Origin of the sequence: Crateriforma spongiae (assembly GCF_012290005.1) — a bacterium.
Lineage (GTDB): Bacteria > Planctomycetota > Planctomycetia > Pirellulales > Pirellulaceae > Crateriforma > Crateriforma spongiae.
Genome location: NZ_JAAXMS010000002.1, coordinates 478661 through 494446 on the forward strand (window position 1 = coordinate 478661; position 15786 = coordinate 494446).

Consider the following 15786-nt stretch of genomic DNA (forward strand, 5'->3'; position numbering starts at 1 on the left):
GCCAAAAAATCTGTTCCGCCCTAGTCTAGCGGTCGTGCAAAACTGTCGGAAGTTCAACCGTCCAGCCCGCCCAAAGCACCCAAAACACCGCGATCGCATGGTCACCACTGGCAGATGCGATGCGGCCATCAGGGGTTAACGCTGCGCGAACGTTTTCCAAAGTCTTCCCCGTCCTTGAACGGCCGGTGCAACGGGCGCATTCTGAAACTCCCAGATTTGACCAAACGATTCACCGCCGGGCTGCGTAATAGCGGATCGCCCGGTGTCCGCCGCCGGTTGCGGCCAAATCCTCTCCGTATTTCGCACCTAACGGCTTGCCTCATGACCACATCATTGATTACCGGCGGATCGGGATTCATCGGATCACACCTGGCCGAACACCTGCTGCAGCGAGGTGATGACGTCATTGTCGTCGATGACCTGTCGACGGGTTGCCAGAACAACCTGAGCGGAAGCATGGATCATCCGCGTCTGGATTTCATCGAAGGCAGCATCGACGACGTCGCCTTGGTCGCGGAACTTTTGGGTCGTTCTGACCGCGTGTTTCACCTTGCCGCTGCGGTGGGCGTCGCCTTGATCGCCAAGGAGCCGATCCAAACGATCGAGCGCAATGTTTACCCGACACAATTGATCCTGGATCGCCTGGGCAGCATGGCCCAGCGTGGTCGCCAGGTCCCGTGTTTTATTGCCAGCACAAGCGAAGTGTATGGCAAAAACCCCAAGGACACCTGGTCGGAAGAAGACGATCTGGTCTTCGGCGCGACCACTCGACCGCGATGGAGCTATGGCGTCAGCAAGGCGATTGATGAATTTCTGGCTTTGGCCCACGTCAAACAACAAGGCCTGCCGATCGTGGTCGGTCGTTTCTTCAACGTCGTGGGGCCACGCCAAACCGGCGCGTACGGCATGGTTCTGCCTCGTTTCGTCGAAGCCGCGCTGGCCGGCCGACCGCTGGTTGTTCACGACGACGGTCACCAAGTCCGATGCTTCGCCCACGTCGACGATATCATCCAAGCCGTCGTGAAGTTGATCGAAACGCCTTCGGCAAGCGGTCGTGTGTACAACATCGGCAGCGACCAACCGGTGTCCATTTTGGATTTGGCCAAACGCGTCATCGAACGCACCGATTCATCGTCGGAAATTCAATTCCAATCCTACAGCGATGCGTACGATCAATCCTTCGAAGACATCCGTCGGCGGGTCCCCGATTTGCAACGGATTCATGATGCGATCGGGTTTCGACCAACCATGAATTTGGACGACATCATCGATTCCGTTGCCAATCAATATGCATCCAAAACACCGTAAGTGGCGACCATCGATCGATCGCCTTTGCCCGCACTGGAACCTGTAACGACAGCGTCCTGACACACCCTAACCACCGAGACTGCGATGCGACTTTCCTTTCGATTCACTGCCCTTCTGTTGACGGCATCTTTAGCGTTGGCCGGTTGCAATTCGGGTTCGAATACCTCCGACGAACATGGTCACAATCACGGAGACGAACACGGTCATGACCATGATCACGATCATGACCATGGGATGGACCCAAGTGCCGTCGGGCTGGACGTGGACCAGTTGCCGTCGTCCGGTTCGGCTCCCTTGCCTGACAATTACCCGGAAGCCACCACATCACTGATCGCCCTGGTACAAACGATCGGCGAAGGATTGGATGACGGGGACGTTGACTCCGTCCACGGTGAACTGCACGAGGTCGGGTACGCGATCGAGAATGTCGAAAAGTTGGCCAAGTCGTCTGAACAAAGCGACGATGTGGTCGCAGCGACAGGAATCCTGTTTGACGCCTTCAGCGAAATTGACGCCAAACTGCACGGCTTGGAGGGCAAGGATTATTCCGATGTCAAAGACGAGATCTCCGCCGCGGTGAAGACGTTGCAAGCCAGCCTGAATGGTGAATGATCACAATGGAGACGTTCAAAATGAAATCGATCCCCCGCGTTCAGCCGAACCTGTCGTCCAAGCCGAAGCATTCAACGGCCGCGCAGTGGATTTGGCGTGTCGCACCAGCCATCACCCTGACCGTTTGCTTGGTGCTGACCGGGTGCAATGATCCGCCCACACCGACTGCGGTACAAAGCGATTTTTTGACCGACAATGCTTTAACCGACGCCATGTCGATCGAAGAAGCCGTGGAAAAGCTGCAGAACGCAGACGCCACCGCACCACTATCGCTTGCCATCGAAGGCATCATTTACGCCGGCGAACACGATCCGTTCCAGTCCGATAGTGCTGCATTCTTGATCTCCGAATTGCCCGACCCCAGCCACGGCGACGGATCGCTGGAACACGTTGACAATTGCCCGTTCTGTAAACGTCGTGCCGAATCGGCGACCAAGGCGTTGGTAGAACTGCGAGGCGATGACGGTGAATTGATTGCCCACACGGCCCAAAAAGAATTGGGGGTCAGCAAGGGTGACCGCCTGAGCGTCGAAGGTGAATGCACATTCAACCCCGAGATGAATCTGATCACCATCGCCGCGAAACGTATCCATCTGGATCACTGATCACACCGGGATCGCTGATGTATTGCCACGTCGGCGCGCGTGTCGCAGCGACACGATGAAGACCAGCCCCCAACGACACGCCAGCATCGGCGGGAATTCTCCTGACACCGGCCGGCCGACCGCCACGGGGGTATGATGTGCGTTTGACTTTGGCCGTTTGCCAAGTCTTTCGCCTCCGCGCCTCTTTCATGCACCACACCATGCGACGTGTCATTCAATCTTTCGCGTTTTTCCCTTTTCTGCTGACCACCATCGGCTTGCTGCTACCCACGGTGACGCTTGGCGACGATCCATCGGCAACTGGCACGGCAAAGGACTTGTTCAACGGTAAAGACCTGACCGGTTGGCATGTCGATGTCCCCGACGCGGACAACAACCCTGACATCCGGCCATCATTCATCGTCCGTGATGGCAAATTGGTCAGCATGGGTACGCCGCGTGGTCACTTGATCACTGACCAATCGTATTCCGACTATCGGCTAGAGGTCGAGTATCGCTTTGCGGGCAAACCGGGTAACTGTGGCGTGCTGGTTCACGCGTCCACCCCCAGGGCGCTGTACAAGATGTTTCCGCAATCCATCGAAGTGCAGATGATGCACGAAAACGCCGGGGACTTTTGGTGCATCCACGAAAACATCGTCGTGGACGACATGGCGTCGCGACGACCGGGGGATCCGTCGACCTGGGGCGGCAAACAAGGGCAAAGCCGACGCATCTTGAATCTGACCGACAGTTCGGAAAAGCCGCTGGGGCAATGGAACCGAATGGTCGTCGAATGTGTCGCTGACAAGGTCAAAGTCTGGGTCAACGGCGACCTGGTCAACGAAGGCTTTGATTGCACGGCCGAGCAAGGTCAGATTGCGTTGCAAGCCGAAGGCAGCGAGGTCGAATTTCGCAAGGTCCAACTGACGCCGATCCGGCAAATCAGTGAACAGGTCCCCGAAAACCAGGCAAGCGACCAATGACCACCGGTCGATCCATTACGGACCTGCAGACGCTGCGGCGTTTCCTGGGCGTCTGCACGCTGTTGAACTTTGGAATGCTGACGCTTGCGACCGGCGTCTTATTGGCTGCCGGGGGACCGATTGCATCCCTGCATTCCCGTTGGTTCGGCTTGCCCGAAGCAACGTTGTCGGTGATGTATTTTTCGTTCCTGGCCGGCTACAAGCTGTTGATACTTGGCTTCAACCTGATGCCGTATCTGGCACTACGATGCGTCGATCGTTGACCGCACCGCTTGCCCGGCTTGCTTCAACGTCATCGCAAGCCCGATCAGCGAAACACCGGTGAACAGCAGATTGACACCGACCAGCACTCCGGTCGCCCAAAGCCCAGACAGCGGCCACTGCATCCAGATCATGATGCCCAATGCCAGTGTCAACAAGCCACTGATCAACAGGGCGATCCAACCGGTCGCGGGGCGAAAACTGAACGATGCCACGATTTTCCAAACGCCTTCGACGACAAAAAAGATCGTCAACAACAAGGCTAGAAAACTGAGCCCCAGAAGCGGATGCGCTAACACGCCCAAGCCGGCGATCGCGGTAATTGCCCCCAGAATGATCATGGGCAATTTGTCGGACCAACCTTTGACCTGAATCGCGGCGACCACTTGTGCGATCCCCGCAAGCAGCATCAACGATCCGATCAGAAGAACAACGGCAGTGCCGGCGATGGCTGGCGCGGCAATCGCGACGCCTCCCATGACCGCCAGAACAATTCCCATCACCAACAAAGGTGTCGTCGAAATCACGGGTCGGTCATTCATTGCATTGCCTTGTGGGGTCAAATTCGCCGCATCGGTGCCCAGCCCACCCGGATCGATGACGATCCTGTTGCCCAAGATAGCTCGGCTGCACCGATGATAACGCCACCGGCCCGCGTCGTCGAAGACCCCGGTACGACTTTGTCCGATCGGAACGAATTAGCCCAACAGGCGCACGCTGAGCACACCATCGATGTCGCGAATCGACTGAATGACGGAATCGGCGACGTCGCCGTCCACGTCGATGATGGTGTACGCGGCATCCCCACGTGACTTGTTCAACAGGTCGGCGATGTTCAGCCCCGCGTCGGCCAAGATGGTTGAGATTTGTCCGACCATATTGGGCACGTTGTTGTTGGCAACGGTGATCCGTTTACCACTGCCGCGCGGCATGACCGCTTCGGGGAAGTTGACCGAATTGCGAATCGTGCCGTCTTCCAAGTACTCGCGAACTTGATCGGCGACCATGATCGCGCAGTTCTCTTCGGCTTCTTCGGTGGACGCGCCCAAGTGGGGAAATGAAATGACCTTTTTGTGTTGCAGCAACTGACCGGTCGGAAAGTCGATCACGTACGATTGCAGATGACCACTGTCCAAGGCCGCAAGCACCGCATCGTCATCGCAGATGCCGCCGCGGGCCAAGTTCACGATCACACCGCCGGCGGGCATCATGGCGATGCGTTCGGCGTTGACCAGACCTTTGGTCGCATCGATCAATGGCACGTGAACCGAAATGCAATCACACCGGCTGAACAAGTGATCCAGACTGACCGCTTGTTCCACTTTGCGTGACAGTTTCCAAGCGCTCTGCACACTGATTTTTGGATCGTATCCGACGACTTTCATTCCCAGGGCCGATGCAGCGTTGGCGACACGAACCCCGATGGCCCCCAAACCAATCACCCCCAGCGTCTTGGACGGAAGTTCGCTGCCGACATAGTTCTTTTTGCCGGCTTCGACTTCCTTGCTGATCTTCGCATCATCGCCTTCCAGGGTTCCGGCGAACCGCATCGCGGGATAGATGTTTCGTACCGCCATCAACAATCCGGCAACGACCAATTCTTTGACGGCGTTCGCATTGGCCCCCGGTGCGTTGAACACCGGAACACCTCGAGCGGTCAACTTGTCGACCGGAATGTTATTGACCCCTGCCCCGGCCCGGCCGATGGCCGCCACGGTGTCGGGGATCTCCATGTCGTGCATCTTGAACGACCGCAACAGAATGGCGTCAGGTGTGGTGAATTCTGATGCGATCTCGTAGCGGTCCTGCGGCAGACGCTTGAGGCCTTTGACGGAGATATTGTTCAGGGTCAGGATCTTGTACATCGAAAAGGATCCGGTTGCGTGGAATGTTGCATACGTGGGGCGTCAAAGGCCGCCCGGTCGACGTCGACCGGGTCGCGGCACGACGTCGAACCGAAGGACTTGATTGGCCGTCGTTTTGGACGGTCAACGGGCGGTCGGCCGCCCGGGGGGGGAAAAGCCGGCGATTAACCGTTGGCTTTCGCAAAATCTTTCATGAAGCTGGCCAACGTGTTCACACCTTCCACCGGCATTGCGTTGTAAATGCTGGCGCGAATCCCGCCGACGCTGCGGTGTCCCTTCAAAGCCGCCAAATCATGCTTGGCGGCTTCGGCGATGAAACTGGCCTGCAGATCATCGTTTGGCAAGTTGAATGTCACGTTCATCAGTGACCGCGCCTCGGTCTGGGCGTGACCGCGATAGAAACCGTTGCTTTGGTCGATCACCTGATACAGCGTTTGGGACTTTTGTTGATTCTGCTGCAGCATGGCATCCAAGCCGCCGATGTCATCCCGCAACCACTTGGCGATTTTGCCAAGGACGTAGATGGCAAACGTCGGTGGTGTGTTCCATTCCGAATCGGCTTCGGCGTGGTTGTTGTAGTTCAGGTAACCCGGCAAGTCCGCAGGGCTGCGTTGCAGCAAATCTTTGCGGACGATCGCGACGGTGACGCCGGCCGGTCCGGCATTCTTTTGGGCACAGGCATACAACAGCCCATATTTGGAAATGTCCAAGGGGCGACAAAGGAAATCGCTGGACGCGTCGCTGACCAAGGGGACCGAATCGGGACATGCCGGTTCGTCGGTGAACTGGACGCCTTGGATGGTTTCATTGCTGCAGTAATACAGATACGCCGCGTCGTCGGCGACCTGGTAATCACCGGCGGCTGGCAGTCGATCGTAATTGGTTTCCCCGGCGTCATAGATCGACAGGGCATCCCCTTCCTTCTTGGCTTCCTTGATCGCCTTTTTGCCCCACGATCCGGTCAACAAGTACTGGGCGGTCTTTCCGGTGCCTCGCAACAAGTTCGCCGGGATCATCGAAAACTGCAGCGCCGCACCACCCTGCAAAAACAAGACTTCATAATCGTCGCTGATTCCCAGCAACTGACGCAGCGTCGCCTGGGCTTCGTGCAACAGATCGACAAATCGTTTGTCCCGGTGGCTGATTTCCATAATGGACGCACCGGCACCGGGATAACACACCAGTTCATCCCGGACTTCTTCCAAGACCGACAACGGCAAAGCAGCCGGACCTGCGGAAAAGTTGAAAACGCGTTGCTGGGCGGAATCGGTCAGGGCTGAGCTCATGGACTTGACGATCGGATGTGGGTTGGAGGTGGCAACGTGGACGCTGGACGATCCTAGGGAAACGACGGATCGCGGACGGGTTCGGGACAGACGGCCGGATCGGCATGCCACCACCGCCGGCAAATCCCGTCAACTCGTTGCGACCGGATTTTAGCCGGGATCCGAAAACACGAAAGGTTGGCTGAGACCGGAATGCCCCAGTCAGCCGTTCGGATCGGCTCCAGGGGGGACTATCATGCATTGTGCCCCGGCCCGTGGCGCGTGAACGGCCCAGGGCGTTTGGACGGTCTCCAGCGTGGCCGCCTCGGTGCATCGAGGCAACCCTGGCAGTGAAGCGTTCCGGCACCGATGGAGGCGTCGGAATCCAGAATTTGTCCCTCAAAATCTTTGAATTGATGCCCGAAGCCCTCGCCGACGTCGATGATTTCGCCGCCGACGCCAGCGGCGGCTGCAGGGGTTGGCCCCGACGCTTGCTTTGGGCCAGCACGGCTTTGGCGATCTTCGTCGGCCCGGTGGACATCGTCGCCGACGGCGGCACGATGACGGTCGGCCTGGACCCGGTCGTGGCCGTCAAATTGGGGACGGCGCTGATCGCTATGATTTGGTCGGCCTGGGGTCTGGCGACCTGTCGCGGCGTCCGCGAATTGGTCCTGTCGATGCCGGCATTGCTGCTGTTCGGAATCCTATTCCTGGTGTTGTTGGCCACGCCACGGGCGGTCAGCTCGGCGTCGGCGGCCACCGCATTGATCAACACCACTTATGTGGTATTCATTGCCACGTCGTTGGTCGGCCTGGGCATTCGAGGCACTGTGTCGGCGATGACCGTCGGCATGTTTGTCTACACCTGTTGCGCGTGGGGTCTTTACCTAACTATGCCTCGCTATGGTGTGTTCCCCGAAGACTTGGGCGGTGGGCTGATCGTCTATCGGCTTGGCGGCATGGGTCACCCCAACGGGGTCAGCCGTGCGATTTGCCTGGGCCTGATCCTTTCAGTGTGGCTGTGGAAATCCGGTCGAATCCCCACGCGTTGGTTTGCCTTGGTCGCGCCCGTCTTCGCCGTTGCTGCTTATCTGGCGTGGAGCCGAACCAGCCTGGTCGCCACGGCGATCGCGCTGCTGATCTTATGGGCCGACCAAATCCTTCGGCGTCGTGTGGTCGCGGCAATCACCGTGCTGGCCATGGTCGGTATCACCACACTGACGGTCGTCTGGATGGCTGGGTACGGCGAATCGATCGCCGAAATCGCGTTGTCAAAATTGACCAAGACGGGCAGCACCGAAGAACTGACCACCGGAACGGGGCGTGCCGAGATCTGGGCCTATTCGATCGACCTGATTCGCCAAAGGCCATGGATCGGTCACGGATTCAATGCCGGCCCCACGTTACTGGAACGCTTTTCACAGTCGACGCACAACGCGGTGCTGCACGCGTCTCTGGCCGGCGGCGTCGTTGCCGGCGGATTCATGGTGGTGCTGTTGATCGTGACTTTGAATCTGGTTTTAACCGGCGGCCATCCGCTGATCCGTGCGGTGGCATTCTTTGTGTTGATCAGTTGCCTGTTGGAAGAAACCGTCTTGGAAACGTTTCCCGGCCCGTGCACACTGACTTGGCTGATGTGTCTGTTCTACCCGACCTATGCATGGATGCAGCGGCACAACCGCGAGACATCGGACCTTGCGAACAGACGCCAAGCCATGCTGAAAGCACCCACAGCCGGAATCAGCACCAGCCCATCACCGTCGCATTAGCGAAGGTCGCCACGAACGGTCTGTTCAAAGGCATCCACGATCCCGTCAGCGATCTTGGCACAGTTGAAACGTTGATACATTTGCTGGGCTGAAACACGAACGTCGTCCTCGGATAAGCCGAACGCCCAGTGCAGCGATTGTTCCAGCGAATCGGGATGTTCCAGTTCAAAACCGCCCCGGGCCGGATCCCCCGCCAAGACTTCTTCCGTCGCCGTGCCCCGACTGAAACAGACCGGTGTTCCCGCGTAATAGCTTTCCAAGGCGGGCAATCCGAAACCTTCGATTTCACTGGACAACAGCAACGCACGAGCCCTGCCGACGGTCATCTGCAACTGCCCGATCGGCATCGGTCCCGACAGTTCCACCGCGTGCAATTTCGCCATCAACGCCTGTGCTTCTTCATCCAAATGGCCGACCAAACGCAGGGTCGGTAAATCGCGTCCGGTCGATTGGATCTGTTGCCAACATCGCAACAGTGACGTGGTTTTTTTGTGCGGGGCACGCGACGCCATGTGAACGACATAGTCCTGCTTATCGAACCAGTGGTTCAAACAGTTTTCCCAATGACTGCCTTCGTACGTCACACGAACCGGAGGCATTTTGATTCGGTACCGCTCGGCAAACCGGTACAGCTGCTCCGAAGCGTTTTGTGAAACCGTCAACACACAGTCCAGTGAAGCCAAACTGCGTTTGGTTTGGTTGATCCAAAACTGAAACGCCCGTCGGCTGCGGCTTTCGGGATAGTGGTCCGCATAGTGTTGGACGATCGTGTCATGCATCGTTCCGACGTTGGGAACACCGCCGCCGCCCCATGCCGAAAGATAACCCTTGGGGTAATACCACAAATCGACTTGCGGTCGACACCACCACCGATGCAACCGATCCACCGTCAACCGGCCCAACGTAGTGTCGGTCCGCAGTGGAATCCTGTCGGTCACGAACTGCGGTTCAGATTGTCGGTGGGAACTGCGGCTGATGATTTGACGGACTTTCAGATCTTCACGCGATGCAAACTGTTGCATCACCGACTGGGTCATCGACGTGATGCCCAAACTGCGATCGCGGTGCGGATTCTGGTCCGCCAAATACACCGCCACCGACAGTGTTCGCTGCGATTGCGATGCCCCATCCTGCGAAGATTCCGAACCCACGAAATGCCCACGCCGATAAGACGAGGACTTTCGTGATTCGGTTTGTGATTGTTCCGTCAGTTCCATTCGTTTCGCTGGGGCGTCTCGGCAACGACCGTCAGATTCAGCATTCAGACGACACCGGCCCGAACCGACCATCCGCCTGATGACTGTCGGAACCGATCGAATTGTTCAGCCCGACAACACGCCGAGCATTTTGGATGGCTTCGCCAAGTTGACATGCGGAAGCTTCCGGGGTCCGGTGAGCCACCGATTGCCGGGCCGACGACCGCAACTGTTTCCATTTGGACTCGTCGACTCGTTCAACCTGATTGAACACCGCAGCCAGGGCGTGTTCCTCGTCCGGATCATAGATCCAGCCGTTTTCACCGTTTTCTATCAGCGTCTCAACCGCTTGGCTATGACGACTGCCGACCACGGGCAACGCGGACGCCAAAGCCTCATCGACGACCAGTCCCCATTCATCGCCCAGCGTTGGAAACAGCAACAGATCGTTGGCAGCGTAGTGTTTTGACAATTGATCGGGTTCGCAATGACCATGAAGCCGGATCCGCAGATTGCCGGGTAATTCGGCCCCCGCGATCTGTTCCCGCAACGGGCCATCGCCGACCAGATTCCAACACACCGACCGACCGCCGGAATCTCGGCAACACCGGATCAACTGACGAAGCGCGACGTCGACGCCTTTTCGCTGGCTTAATTGCCCGACCGTCAGCACCTGCAGCGATGCATCGCCGGTGCGACCAACATCCGATTGGACAGGGCCGCGATAGGCTTTCCGCGGATCGGCGGCGTAATCCCAAGGCGACATTCGTTGGGCATCGGCGCCCAGCGACAACAGCAAGCGTCGACAACTGGGACCGTTGAACGTCACCCAATCGGCCCGACGCAGCAGATGCCGCCGAACCCGCTGACGCAACCGCCCACGCCCGGCTTCACTTCGCTGCGACGCATAAACGCTTAGCACGTGCACACACTCGGGCTGGCGACGACAATAACGCTGGGCCAGCCAAGACCGAGCGCCCATTTCCAAGGAAACCACGGCATCGGGTGAAAGCTGCTTCAACTGCGACGCGGTATCCAACGGAATGTGAATGTAGTTTGGTTCCTGGTACCCGCCGGGATGCTTGGCTGTTCGCGTGATGGTGCGGGTCCGTTGGACGATGACGTTCAGGTCGTCCCACTGGGAATCCCACTGTCGGTTGGCTTCCATGGCGACCGATGACAATACGGTCAAACGCCGGACACGGCTGGCCAATTCCCGCAACACCGCCAAGTGATTGGGCGCAACGAAATTCACCAAAAATACGACGTTCTGTTCCGCCAACCGCATGCTGATCTACCGTGGCAATCCGACCACTTGGTCATCCTTGGATTCGGCGTTCACAATATCCCCGGTCCTGTCATGAACCTCGGTACCGTCACGCATTGGTTCGTGAATCGAATCGTCCAAGTGTTCTTCGATCGCCACATCCCGCCGGCCCGATGAATCGCCACGTCCCACCGCGTTGTTCGAATCAACTTCACCCGAAACATCAAACAGGCCTCGCAGAACCGCCTGACCAACAGCCAGTCCCATCGACATCATCGCAGCCAGAACGACCAACACGCCACGCGACGGTGAAGCTTTCTTCAGCGAAAGTGTTGCGGGTTGGATGATGCTGATCTCGCTGACCTTTTCACGATCCAGCTCGGCAACACGGCGGGCCCGATCACGGTTTTCGGCGGCGCGCATGTAGTCGGCTTCGGCCAATGAGGCTTCCCAAGAAAGCTTGGCCAAAGCCGCTTCATCCTCATTCAACGTTGCCAATTGCTGTTTCAGTTGTTGCTTGGACTCCAACAACGTCTTCTTCTTGGATTGCAAGCCCGACAAACGCGATGTCGTCGTCCGCTTGGTCAGTTCCAATTGCTGGCGGATCGGATTCAAAGCGACACGTGTTTGCGGCCGTTCCCCGACCTCGGACGCGGCGATCTCGGTGGCCGAGTCCAATTGTTCTTTCAGCGCTCGCAACTTCGGATGGTTTGATTTCAGTTTCGAAGTCAACTCTTTGTATTCGACCTCCAAACCGTACAGCGTCTGTCGCATCGAATCGCCGGTCGCCTTTGGGATCCCGCTGATGGTTTCTGATTCGATTTCGGCAGGCAGAACCGCGATCTCTTGATCCAATTGTTCCAATTCGGATCGCACGCTGGCGATTTCACTTTCGGTCGACAACAGGTCGCGATCCACTTGGCTGATCAACCCGACCAGTGACGACTTGGCAGCTTCGATCTCCACCACGCCCATCTCGGTCTTCGTTTCGGCCAAACGCTTTTTGGCATCAGCCGCCAACGCAAAGGCTTGCTTGGATTCCTGGTCAAAGAACTCCACCGAACCGTCGGATTGGTGGGCTTCAACGTGATAGGCCTGATACTGTTGCATCACGGCATTCAAAACGTCGCGCGACAAGAACGGTGATTCACTGCGTACGCCCAAGTTGACCGTGTAGACGTCAGGCGCCGAATAGACATCCAACATCGATTCCAACGTCTTGCACGCCTGTTCCATTTCCAGTTGGGCGGCAACCTGTTGCTCGGTCATTTCGCCGTCGCCCGATGGCGGCGACTTGGGCAATGAAGCGGCAACGGATTCCATCACTGAATGAATCCATCGGCTTAACCGACTGTGCGGCTCCATGATCCGCTGGGCGCCGATTTCGTGAACCACGCGTTCGGCCAACGCACGGCTGCGAAGCATTTCGCGAACCGAATTCACTTGGCTGGCACGTGATTCCTGAAGCGACACCGTCGGGGTCAACGAAGTGGTCGGGTCCAACGCGACCGATCCCCGTCCCAGACGAACCAACAGTTGGCCCTGAGAATCAAACTTGGCGGGCAACAACAAGATCACCACGATCGACATCGCGAAAATCAAGAATGTCAAAGCCAGAATCGACGGCCAATACCGAAAGCATGCCGCGATGAGGTCTCGTAAGCCCAGCGGAGCAAATTGGTCGTAAGCTTGGTTTCGTCGCACCACCACACACCTGTCGATAAGTCCAGACATTGCCCCTGTCCGATGACATCTCTCGTTTTTGTCGGAAAATCGAGTGTAATTGATGCCGTTTCATTCGCGCAGATTCAATTCTTTAGGCGGCGCAGAAAACCCCGCTATCCCGCACTCTTAGTGTGGATCGACTCCGAAATCACGCATCCATCGCTGAACCTCGTCTTCATCCAAGTCCGTTTCGTCCGGTTTTGACGATAATTCCGAGGCTCGGCCTGGTCCGCTGTGATCGTTTTGATCCTGCCCTGTTTTGGCCAGCCCGACACGCCCATCCAACAGTCGATCAAACCATGTCTGCGATTCGAAAACGGTCGCCCCCTTTCGCCGAGCAGCGGTCTGAATCCGCCGGTCCGATGACACGACGGCCAAGCCCTTGGGGGAATGGTGCGAAGCGATCAACTGTTCAATCAGATCGTCCGCTTCGTCATGATCCACAGCAAAACGCACATCAATCCCTTGATGTTCAAACCGGTCCGGTCGGCCGGTCGGCGGCTGGCGAGCGTCAAACACCACGCAACAACGCCGCGCGATTTTCGCCGGCAAGAATTGCACCAGACGATTCAACAACCCCATGCGTTCGTGGTGCAACCATGCCTCCGTCGAACCGCGTCCGGGCGGGGCTACCGGCGCGATGATGTTGTATCCGTCGATCAGAAGCTTGAGCGATTTGGCCATGGCATTTGTCCGTTCGCCCAAGCCTAGCAAGATCAGCCGACTTGCCAACGACGTTCCGTCTTAGGCGACCGACGCGGGATGCTGACGGCGGACATCGGCATAAACGATCGCCGAGATCCAAACCAAACAGATGATCTGTCCCACCAACGCGGAAAACGCGATCGCAACGGCGCCCCATTGATCGATCAAGATCAGCGTCAGTGCGACCATGGCGACGGCCGCAACGACACGACACAGAATGGATGCCAGCGGACGTCCACGTCCTTTAACGTAACTGTCCAGCCCCTGCAGGATTCCTTTCAGTGCGGACACCGGTGCTAACCACCATGCGAACTGAATCGCGGGTGAAAACTCCTCGCCATAGACCAGCCGTACCAACGGTCCGATCAGGATCAGAAACGGCACCAGCGTCGCGGCCTGCACGGCAAGCGAACTGCCCAGAATCCGATGGACGTCGGCCGTTTTCAGACGGCGATTCGAATCTGCCCCGGCGTTGAACAAAAACAGCCCCAACGTGTTTGGGATCACGGTCAGCGGATACACCACCGGCACCATCGCGGCGTAGTACCCCTGCGTCACCAATGACGTCAGCCACATCACCAACAACAAATCCAACCGTTCAAACAGATCCGTCGCCAACATCGAAACCCCGTAAGGCCGGCTTTCACGAACCAGCGATCGCACCGGCGGCGACGACGCGCCACGCAGCGGCTGGGGCACCCCAACGACACACACCACCATCGACAACGCTGATGCAGCGACGAACATCCAGCACGCGACACGCAAATCAACGCCGAACGTCAAAAACGCAGCCAGCAACAACCCAGGAAATGCGGCCGCCGACATGAAACGTCGCCAGTTGTAGGCACGAAAATCGCCCGAACCACGATCGACCGCGGTCATGATCAACATCACATGCTGGCCGATCATGCTGAGCGAACAGATCAATGCCAGCGGCATCAAGAACCGCTTCTCTTCCGGCAAACCGACCACGTTCAATAACACGACGACCGCCATCGTGGCGATTCCCGTGGTCATGCCCAATCGCAGCGCCGCCCGCCGCAAAGGGTTTTGACTTGCCGGGTCTTGCTCGTTGCCCGCATCGGCAGCGTAACGACAGATCACTTCCAGACCACCGAACAGTCCGACGTACAGCAACATCTGCACATACAAGACGCAGGTCGCGTATTGGCCTCGTCCCTCAGGCCCCAACAACCGCGCCAGCAAGATGCCCTGGCCCAGCTGGAGTGCGACGACCGCAAACGCAAACCCCACCGTCCATACGAACGTGCTGCGTTGACGGACCTGATCCCAAGCGGCGCGGATCTTCCCCGGACGTTCCGGCGGCGGATCCACGGGCAAATCGGCGGGGTTCGAAAGGGTCGTATCGGTGGTCATCGTGGGGGCGAGTATAGTCAGTCGATCCCTTCGATCACCTGCAAGTCGGGTGGGCTTTGGAATTGCACGATCTGATAGATCACCAATGCCACGACCAGTATGGCCAAAACGATGGCGCCGACCATCTTGGCCGTTTCAATCCAATCGGTGTTTGCCCTGGTCGCCCGAGCTTTCTTTGACCCCGCGAACGGCGATTCCGATGGCTTTCGGTCGGGCGAACGCGACGCTGTGGACGGGCGTCCCGACGGTTCTTTCACCGCCGTATCGCTTTGACCGATCGACACATCCATCGAATCCGATTCGTCCCAATCGACGTCGACCGAATCGATGTCCAAGGATCGTTCGTCGCCGTCATCGGCCGCCGCTTCTTCGCCAGCCGCAACACGACTTCGAATGTTTTCGTATCGCCTTTCTCGATCCGCATCGTCCTGTTTTTCCAGGAACGCGGCGATGTCAAACTCTTGCCACGCTTCGCCTCGAATCATCGTGGGCGTTTCGACGGATCCGTCCCCGGCGTCGTGATCCGTCGTCGTTCCGGCCGCGGGTGTTCCGTTTGCGGGCGTGGTGGCGGCCACGGCCAGATCGAAAGCGACCTTGCCGCAACGCAGCTGATCCCCGTCGCTCAGCTGGGTCCACTGCAGAGGCGGCAATTTCTCGTTGTTCAGCCGAGTCCCACTGGTGCTGTTCAGATCCAGCACGCGGACGCTTTCGGCACCATGATGAATCAAGCAGTGCCGTCGGCTGACCGATTTGCTTTTCGGCCGAATCTGGCACTCCGCATGACGGCCGATCATGTAGTAGCCGTGATGAATGTCTGCAGTCAGACCGGCCCGGCTACCCTGTGCCAGAATCAGTTGCACGAACAT

15 protein-coding genes are annotated in these 15786 nt (G+C 57.9%); 6 read left to right on the plus strand and 9 right to left on the minus strand.

What is annotated here, in order from left to right:
• The first annotated feature begins 321 nt into the window (after positions 1-321).
• The 5 genes from HFP54_RS05920 (at position 322) to HFP54_RS05940 (ending at position 3753) form a co-directional block, all read left to right on the plus strand.
• Entirely contained in the window at positions 322-1308 is a 987-nt protein-coding gene (locus HFP54_RS05920) for an NAD-dependent epimerase/dehydratase family protein (RefSeq protein ID WP_168564423.1), read from the plus strand.
• A gap of 84 nt (positions 1309-1392) precedes the next feature.
• A complete protein-coding gene (locus HFP54_RS05925) occupies positions 1393-1920 on the plus strand; it encodes a hypothetical protein (protein WP_168564424.1) in 528 nt (175 codons plus the stop codon).
• Between the two features lie 20 nt (positions 1921-1940).
• Positions 1941-2525 carry a hypothetical protein gene (locus HFP54_RS05930; protein WP_168564425.1) on the plus strand — a complete coding sequence of 195 codons (585 nt, stop codon included), beginning with the start codon at positions 1941-1943 and terminating at the stop codon, positions 2523-2525.
• A 200-nt stretch (positions 2526-2725) separates the two neighbouring features.
• Positions 2726-3490, plus strand: coding sequence for a 3-keto-disaccharide hydrolase (locus HFP54_RS05935; RefSeq protein ID WP_146410560.1), 765 nt, complete (start codon positions 2726-2728; stop codon positions 3488-3490).
• Complete coding sequence (locus HFP54_RS05940; protein WP_168564426.1) at positions 3487-3753, plus strand: DUF6868 family protein; 267 nt, start codon at positions 3487-3489, stop codon at positions 3751-3753. The genes HFP54_RS05935 and HFP54_RS05940 overlap by 4 nt, the downstream gene beginning before the upstream one ends.
• Here the strand turns inward: HFP54_RS05940 and HFP54_RS05945 are convergent.
• The 3 genes from HFP54_RS05945 to serC all read right to left on the minus strand — a co-directional run bounded on the left by HFP54_RS05945 (position 3733) and on the right by serC (position 6902).
• A complete protein-coding gene (locus tag HFP54_RS05945; RefSeq protein ID WP_168564427.1) occupies positions 3733-4293 on the minus strand; it encodes an HdeD family acid-resistance protein in 561 nt (186 codons plus the stop codon). The genes HFP54_RS05940 and HFP54_RS05945 overlap by 21 nt on opposite strands.
• 156 nt (positions 4294-4449) lie before the next feature.
• The gene (locus HFP54_RS05950) at positions 4450-5616 is read right to left on the minus strand and encodes a phosphoglycerate dehydrogenase (protein ID WP_146410557.1); all 1167 of its coding nucleotides are present in this window, start codon (positions 5614-5616) and stop codon (positions 4450-4452) included.
• 164 nt (positions 5617-5780) lie between these two features.
• A complete protein-coding gene (gene serC / locus HFP54_RS05955; protein WP_146410556.1) occupies positions 5781-6902 on the minus strand; it encodes a 3-phosphoserine/phosphohydroxythreonine transaminase in 1122 nt (373 codons plus the stop codon).
• Between the two features lie 395 nt (positions 6903-7297).
• Between serC and HFP54_RS05960 the strand changes: the two genes are divergently transcribed.
• A complete protein-coding gene (locus HFP54_RS05960) occupies positions 7298-8650 on the plus strand; it encodes an O-antigen ligase family protein (RefSeq protein WP_168564428.1) in 1353 nt (450 codons plus the stop codon).
• On the opposite strand, the gene HFP54_RS05965 is transcribed toward HFP54_RS05960, so the two are convergent.
• The 6 genes from HFP54_RS05965 to HFP54_RS05990 all read right to left on the minus strand — a co-directional run bounded on the left by HFP54_RS05965 (position 8647) and on the right by HFP54_RS05990 (position 15786).
• Positions 8647-9867 (minus strand): glycosyltransferase, encoded by a 1221-nt coding sequence (locus HFP54_RS05965; protein ID WP_168564429.1) that lies wholly within the window; start codon positions 9865-9867, stop codon positions 8647-8649. The two genes, HFP54_RS05960 and HFP54_RS05965, sit on opposite strands and share 4 nt — an antisense overlap.
• A gap of 37 nt (positions 9868-9904) precedes the next feature.
• The gene (locus HFP54_RS05970; protein ID WP_168564430.1) at positions 9905-11134 is read right to left on the minus strand and encodes a glycosyltransferase family 4 protein; all 1230 of its coding nucleotides are present in this window, start codon (positions 11132-11134) and stop codon (positions 9905-9907) included.
• A 6-nt stretch (positions 11135-11140) separates the two neighbouring features.
• A complete protein-coding gene (locus HFP54_RS05975) occupies positions 11141-12847 on the minus strand; it encodes a GumC family protein (protein ID WP_168564431.1) in 1707 nt (568 codons plus the stop codon).
• A gap of 117 nt (positions 12848-12964) precedes the next feature.
• Positions 12965-13522, minus strand: coding sequence for an NYN domain-containing protein (locus tag HFP54_RS05980; RefSeq protein WP_146410551.1), 558 nt, complete (start codon positions 13520-13522; stop codon positions 12965-12967).
• 60 nt (positions 13523-13582) lie between these two features.
• Positions 13583-14920: a lipopolysaccharide biosynthesis protein gene (locus HFP54_RS05985; protein WP_168564432.1), complete on the minus strand. Its 1338-nt coding sequence runs from the start codon at positions 14918-14920 to the stop codon at positions 13583-13585.
• A 17-nt stretch (positions 14921-14937) separates the two neighbouring features.
• A complete protein-coding gene (locus tag HFP54_RS05990; protein WP_168564433.1) occupies positions 14938-15786 on the minus strand; it encodes an FHA domain-containing protein in 849 nt (282 codons plus the stop codon).

Coding starts and splice junctions, on each gene's coding strand:
- HFP54_RS05920 (WP_168564423.1), top strand. CDS start 322: ATGACCACATCATTGATTACCGGCGGATCGGGATTCATCGGATCACAC.
- HFP54_RS05925 (WP_168564424.1), top strand. CDS start 1,393: ATGCGACTTTCCTTTCGATTCACTGCCCTTCTGTTGACGGCATCTTTA.
- HFP54_RS05930 (WP_168564425.1), top strand. CDS start 1,941: ATGAAATCGATCCCCCGCGTTCAGCCGAACCTGTCGTCCAAGCCGAAG.
- HFP54_RS05935 (WP_146410560.1), top strand. CDS start 2,726: ATGCGACGTGTCATTCAATCTTTCGCGTTTTTCCCTTTTCTGCTGACC.
- HFP54_RS05940 (WP_168564426.1), top strand. CDS start 3,487: ATGACCACCGGTCGATCCATTACGGACCTGCAGACGCTGCGGCGTTTC.
- HFP54_RS05945 (WP_168564427.1), bottom strand. CDS start 4,293: ATGAATGACCGACCCGTGATTTCGACGACACCTTTGTTGGTGATGGGA.
- HFP54_RS05950 (WP_146410557.1), bottom strand. CDS start 5,616: ATGTACAAGATCCTGACCCTGAACAATATCTCCGTCAAAGGCCTCAAG.
- serC (WP_146410556.1), bottom strand. CDS start 6,902: ATGAGCTCAGCCCTGACCGATTCCGCCCAGCAACGCGTTTTCAACTTT.
- HFP54_RS05960 (WP_168564428.1), top strand. CDS start 7,298: ATGCCCGAAGCCCTCGCCGACGTCGATGATTTCGCCGCCGACGCCAGC.
- HFP54_RS05965 (WP_168564429.1), bottom strand. CDS start 9,867: ATGGAACTGACGGAACAATCACAAACCGAATCACGAAAGTCCTCGTCT.
- HFP54_RS05970 (WP_168564430.1), bottom strand. CDS start 11,134: ATGCGGTTGGCGGAACAGAACGTCGTATTTTTGGTGAATTTCGTTGCG.
- HFP54_RS05975 (WP_168564431.1), bottom strand. CDS start 12,847: ATGTCTGGACTTATCGACAGGTGTGTGGTGGTGCGACGAAACCAAGCT.
- HFP54_RS05980 (WP_146410551.1), bottom strand. CDS start 13,522: ATGGCCAAATCGCTCAAGCTTCTGATCGACGGATACAACATCATCGCG.
- HFP54_RS05985 (WP_168564432.1), bottom strand. CDS start 14,920: ATGACCACCGATACGACCCTTTCGAACCCCGCCGATTTGCCCGTGGAT.
- HFP54_RS05990 (WP_168564433.1), bottom strand. CDS start 15,786: ATGTTCGTGCAACTGATTCTGGCACAGGGTAGCCGGGCCGGTCTGACT.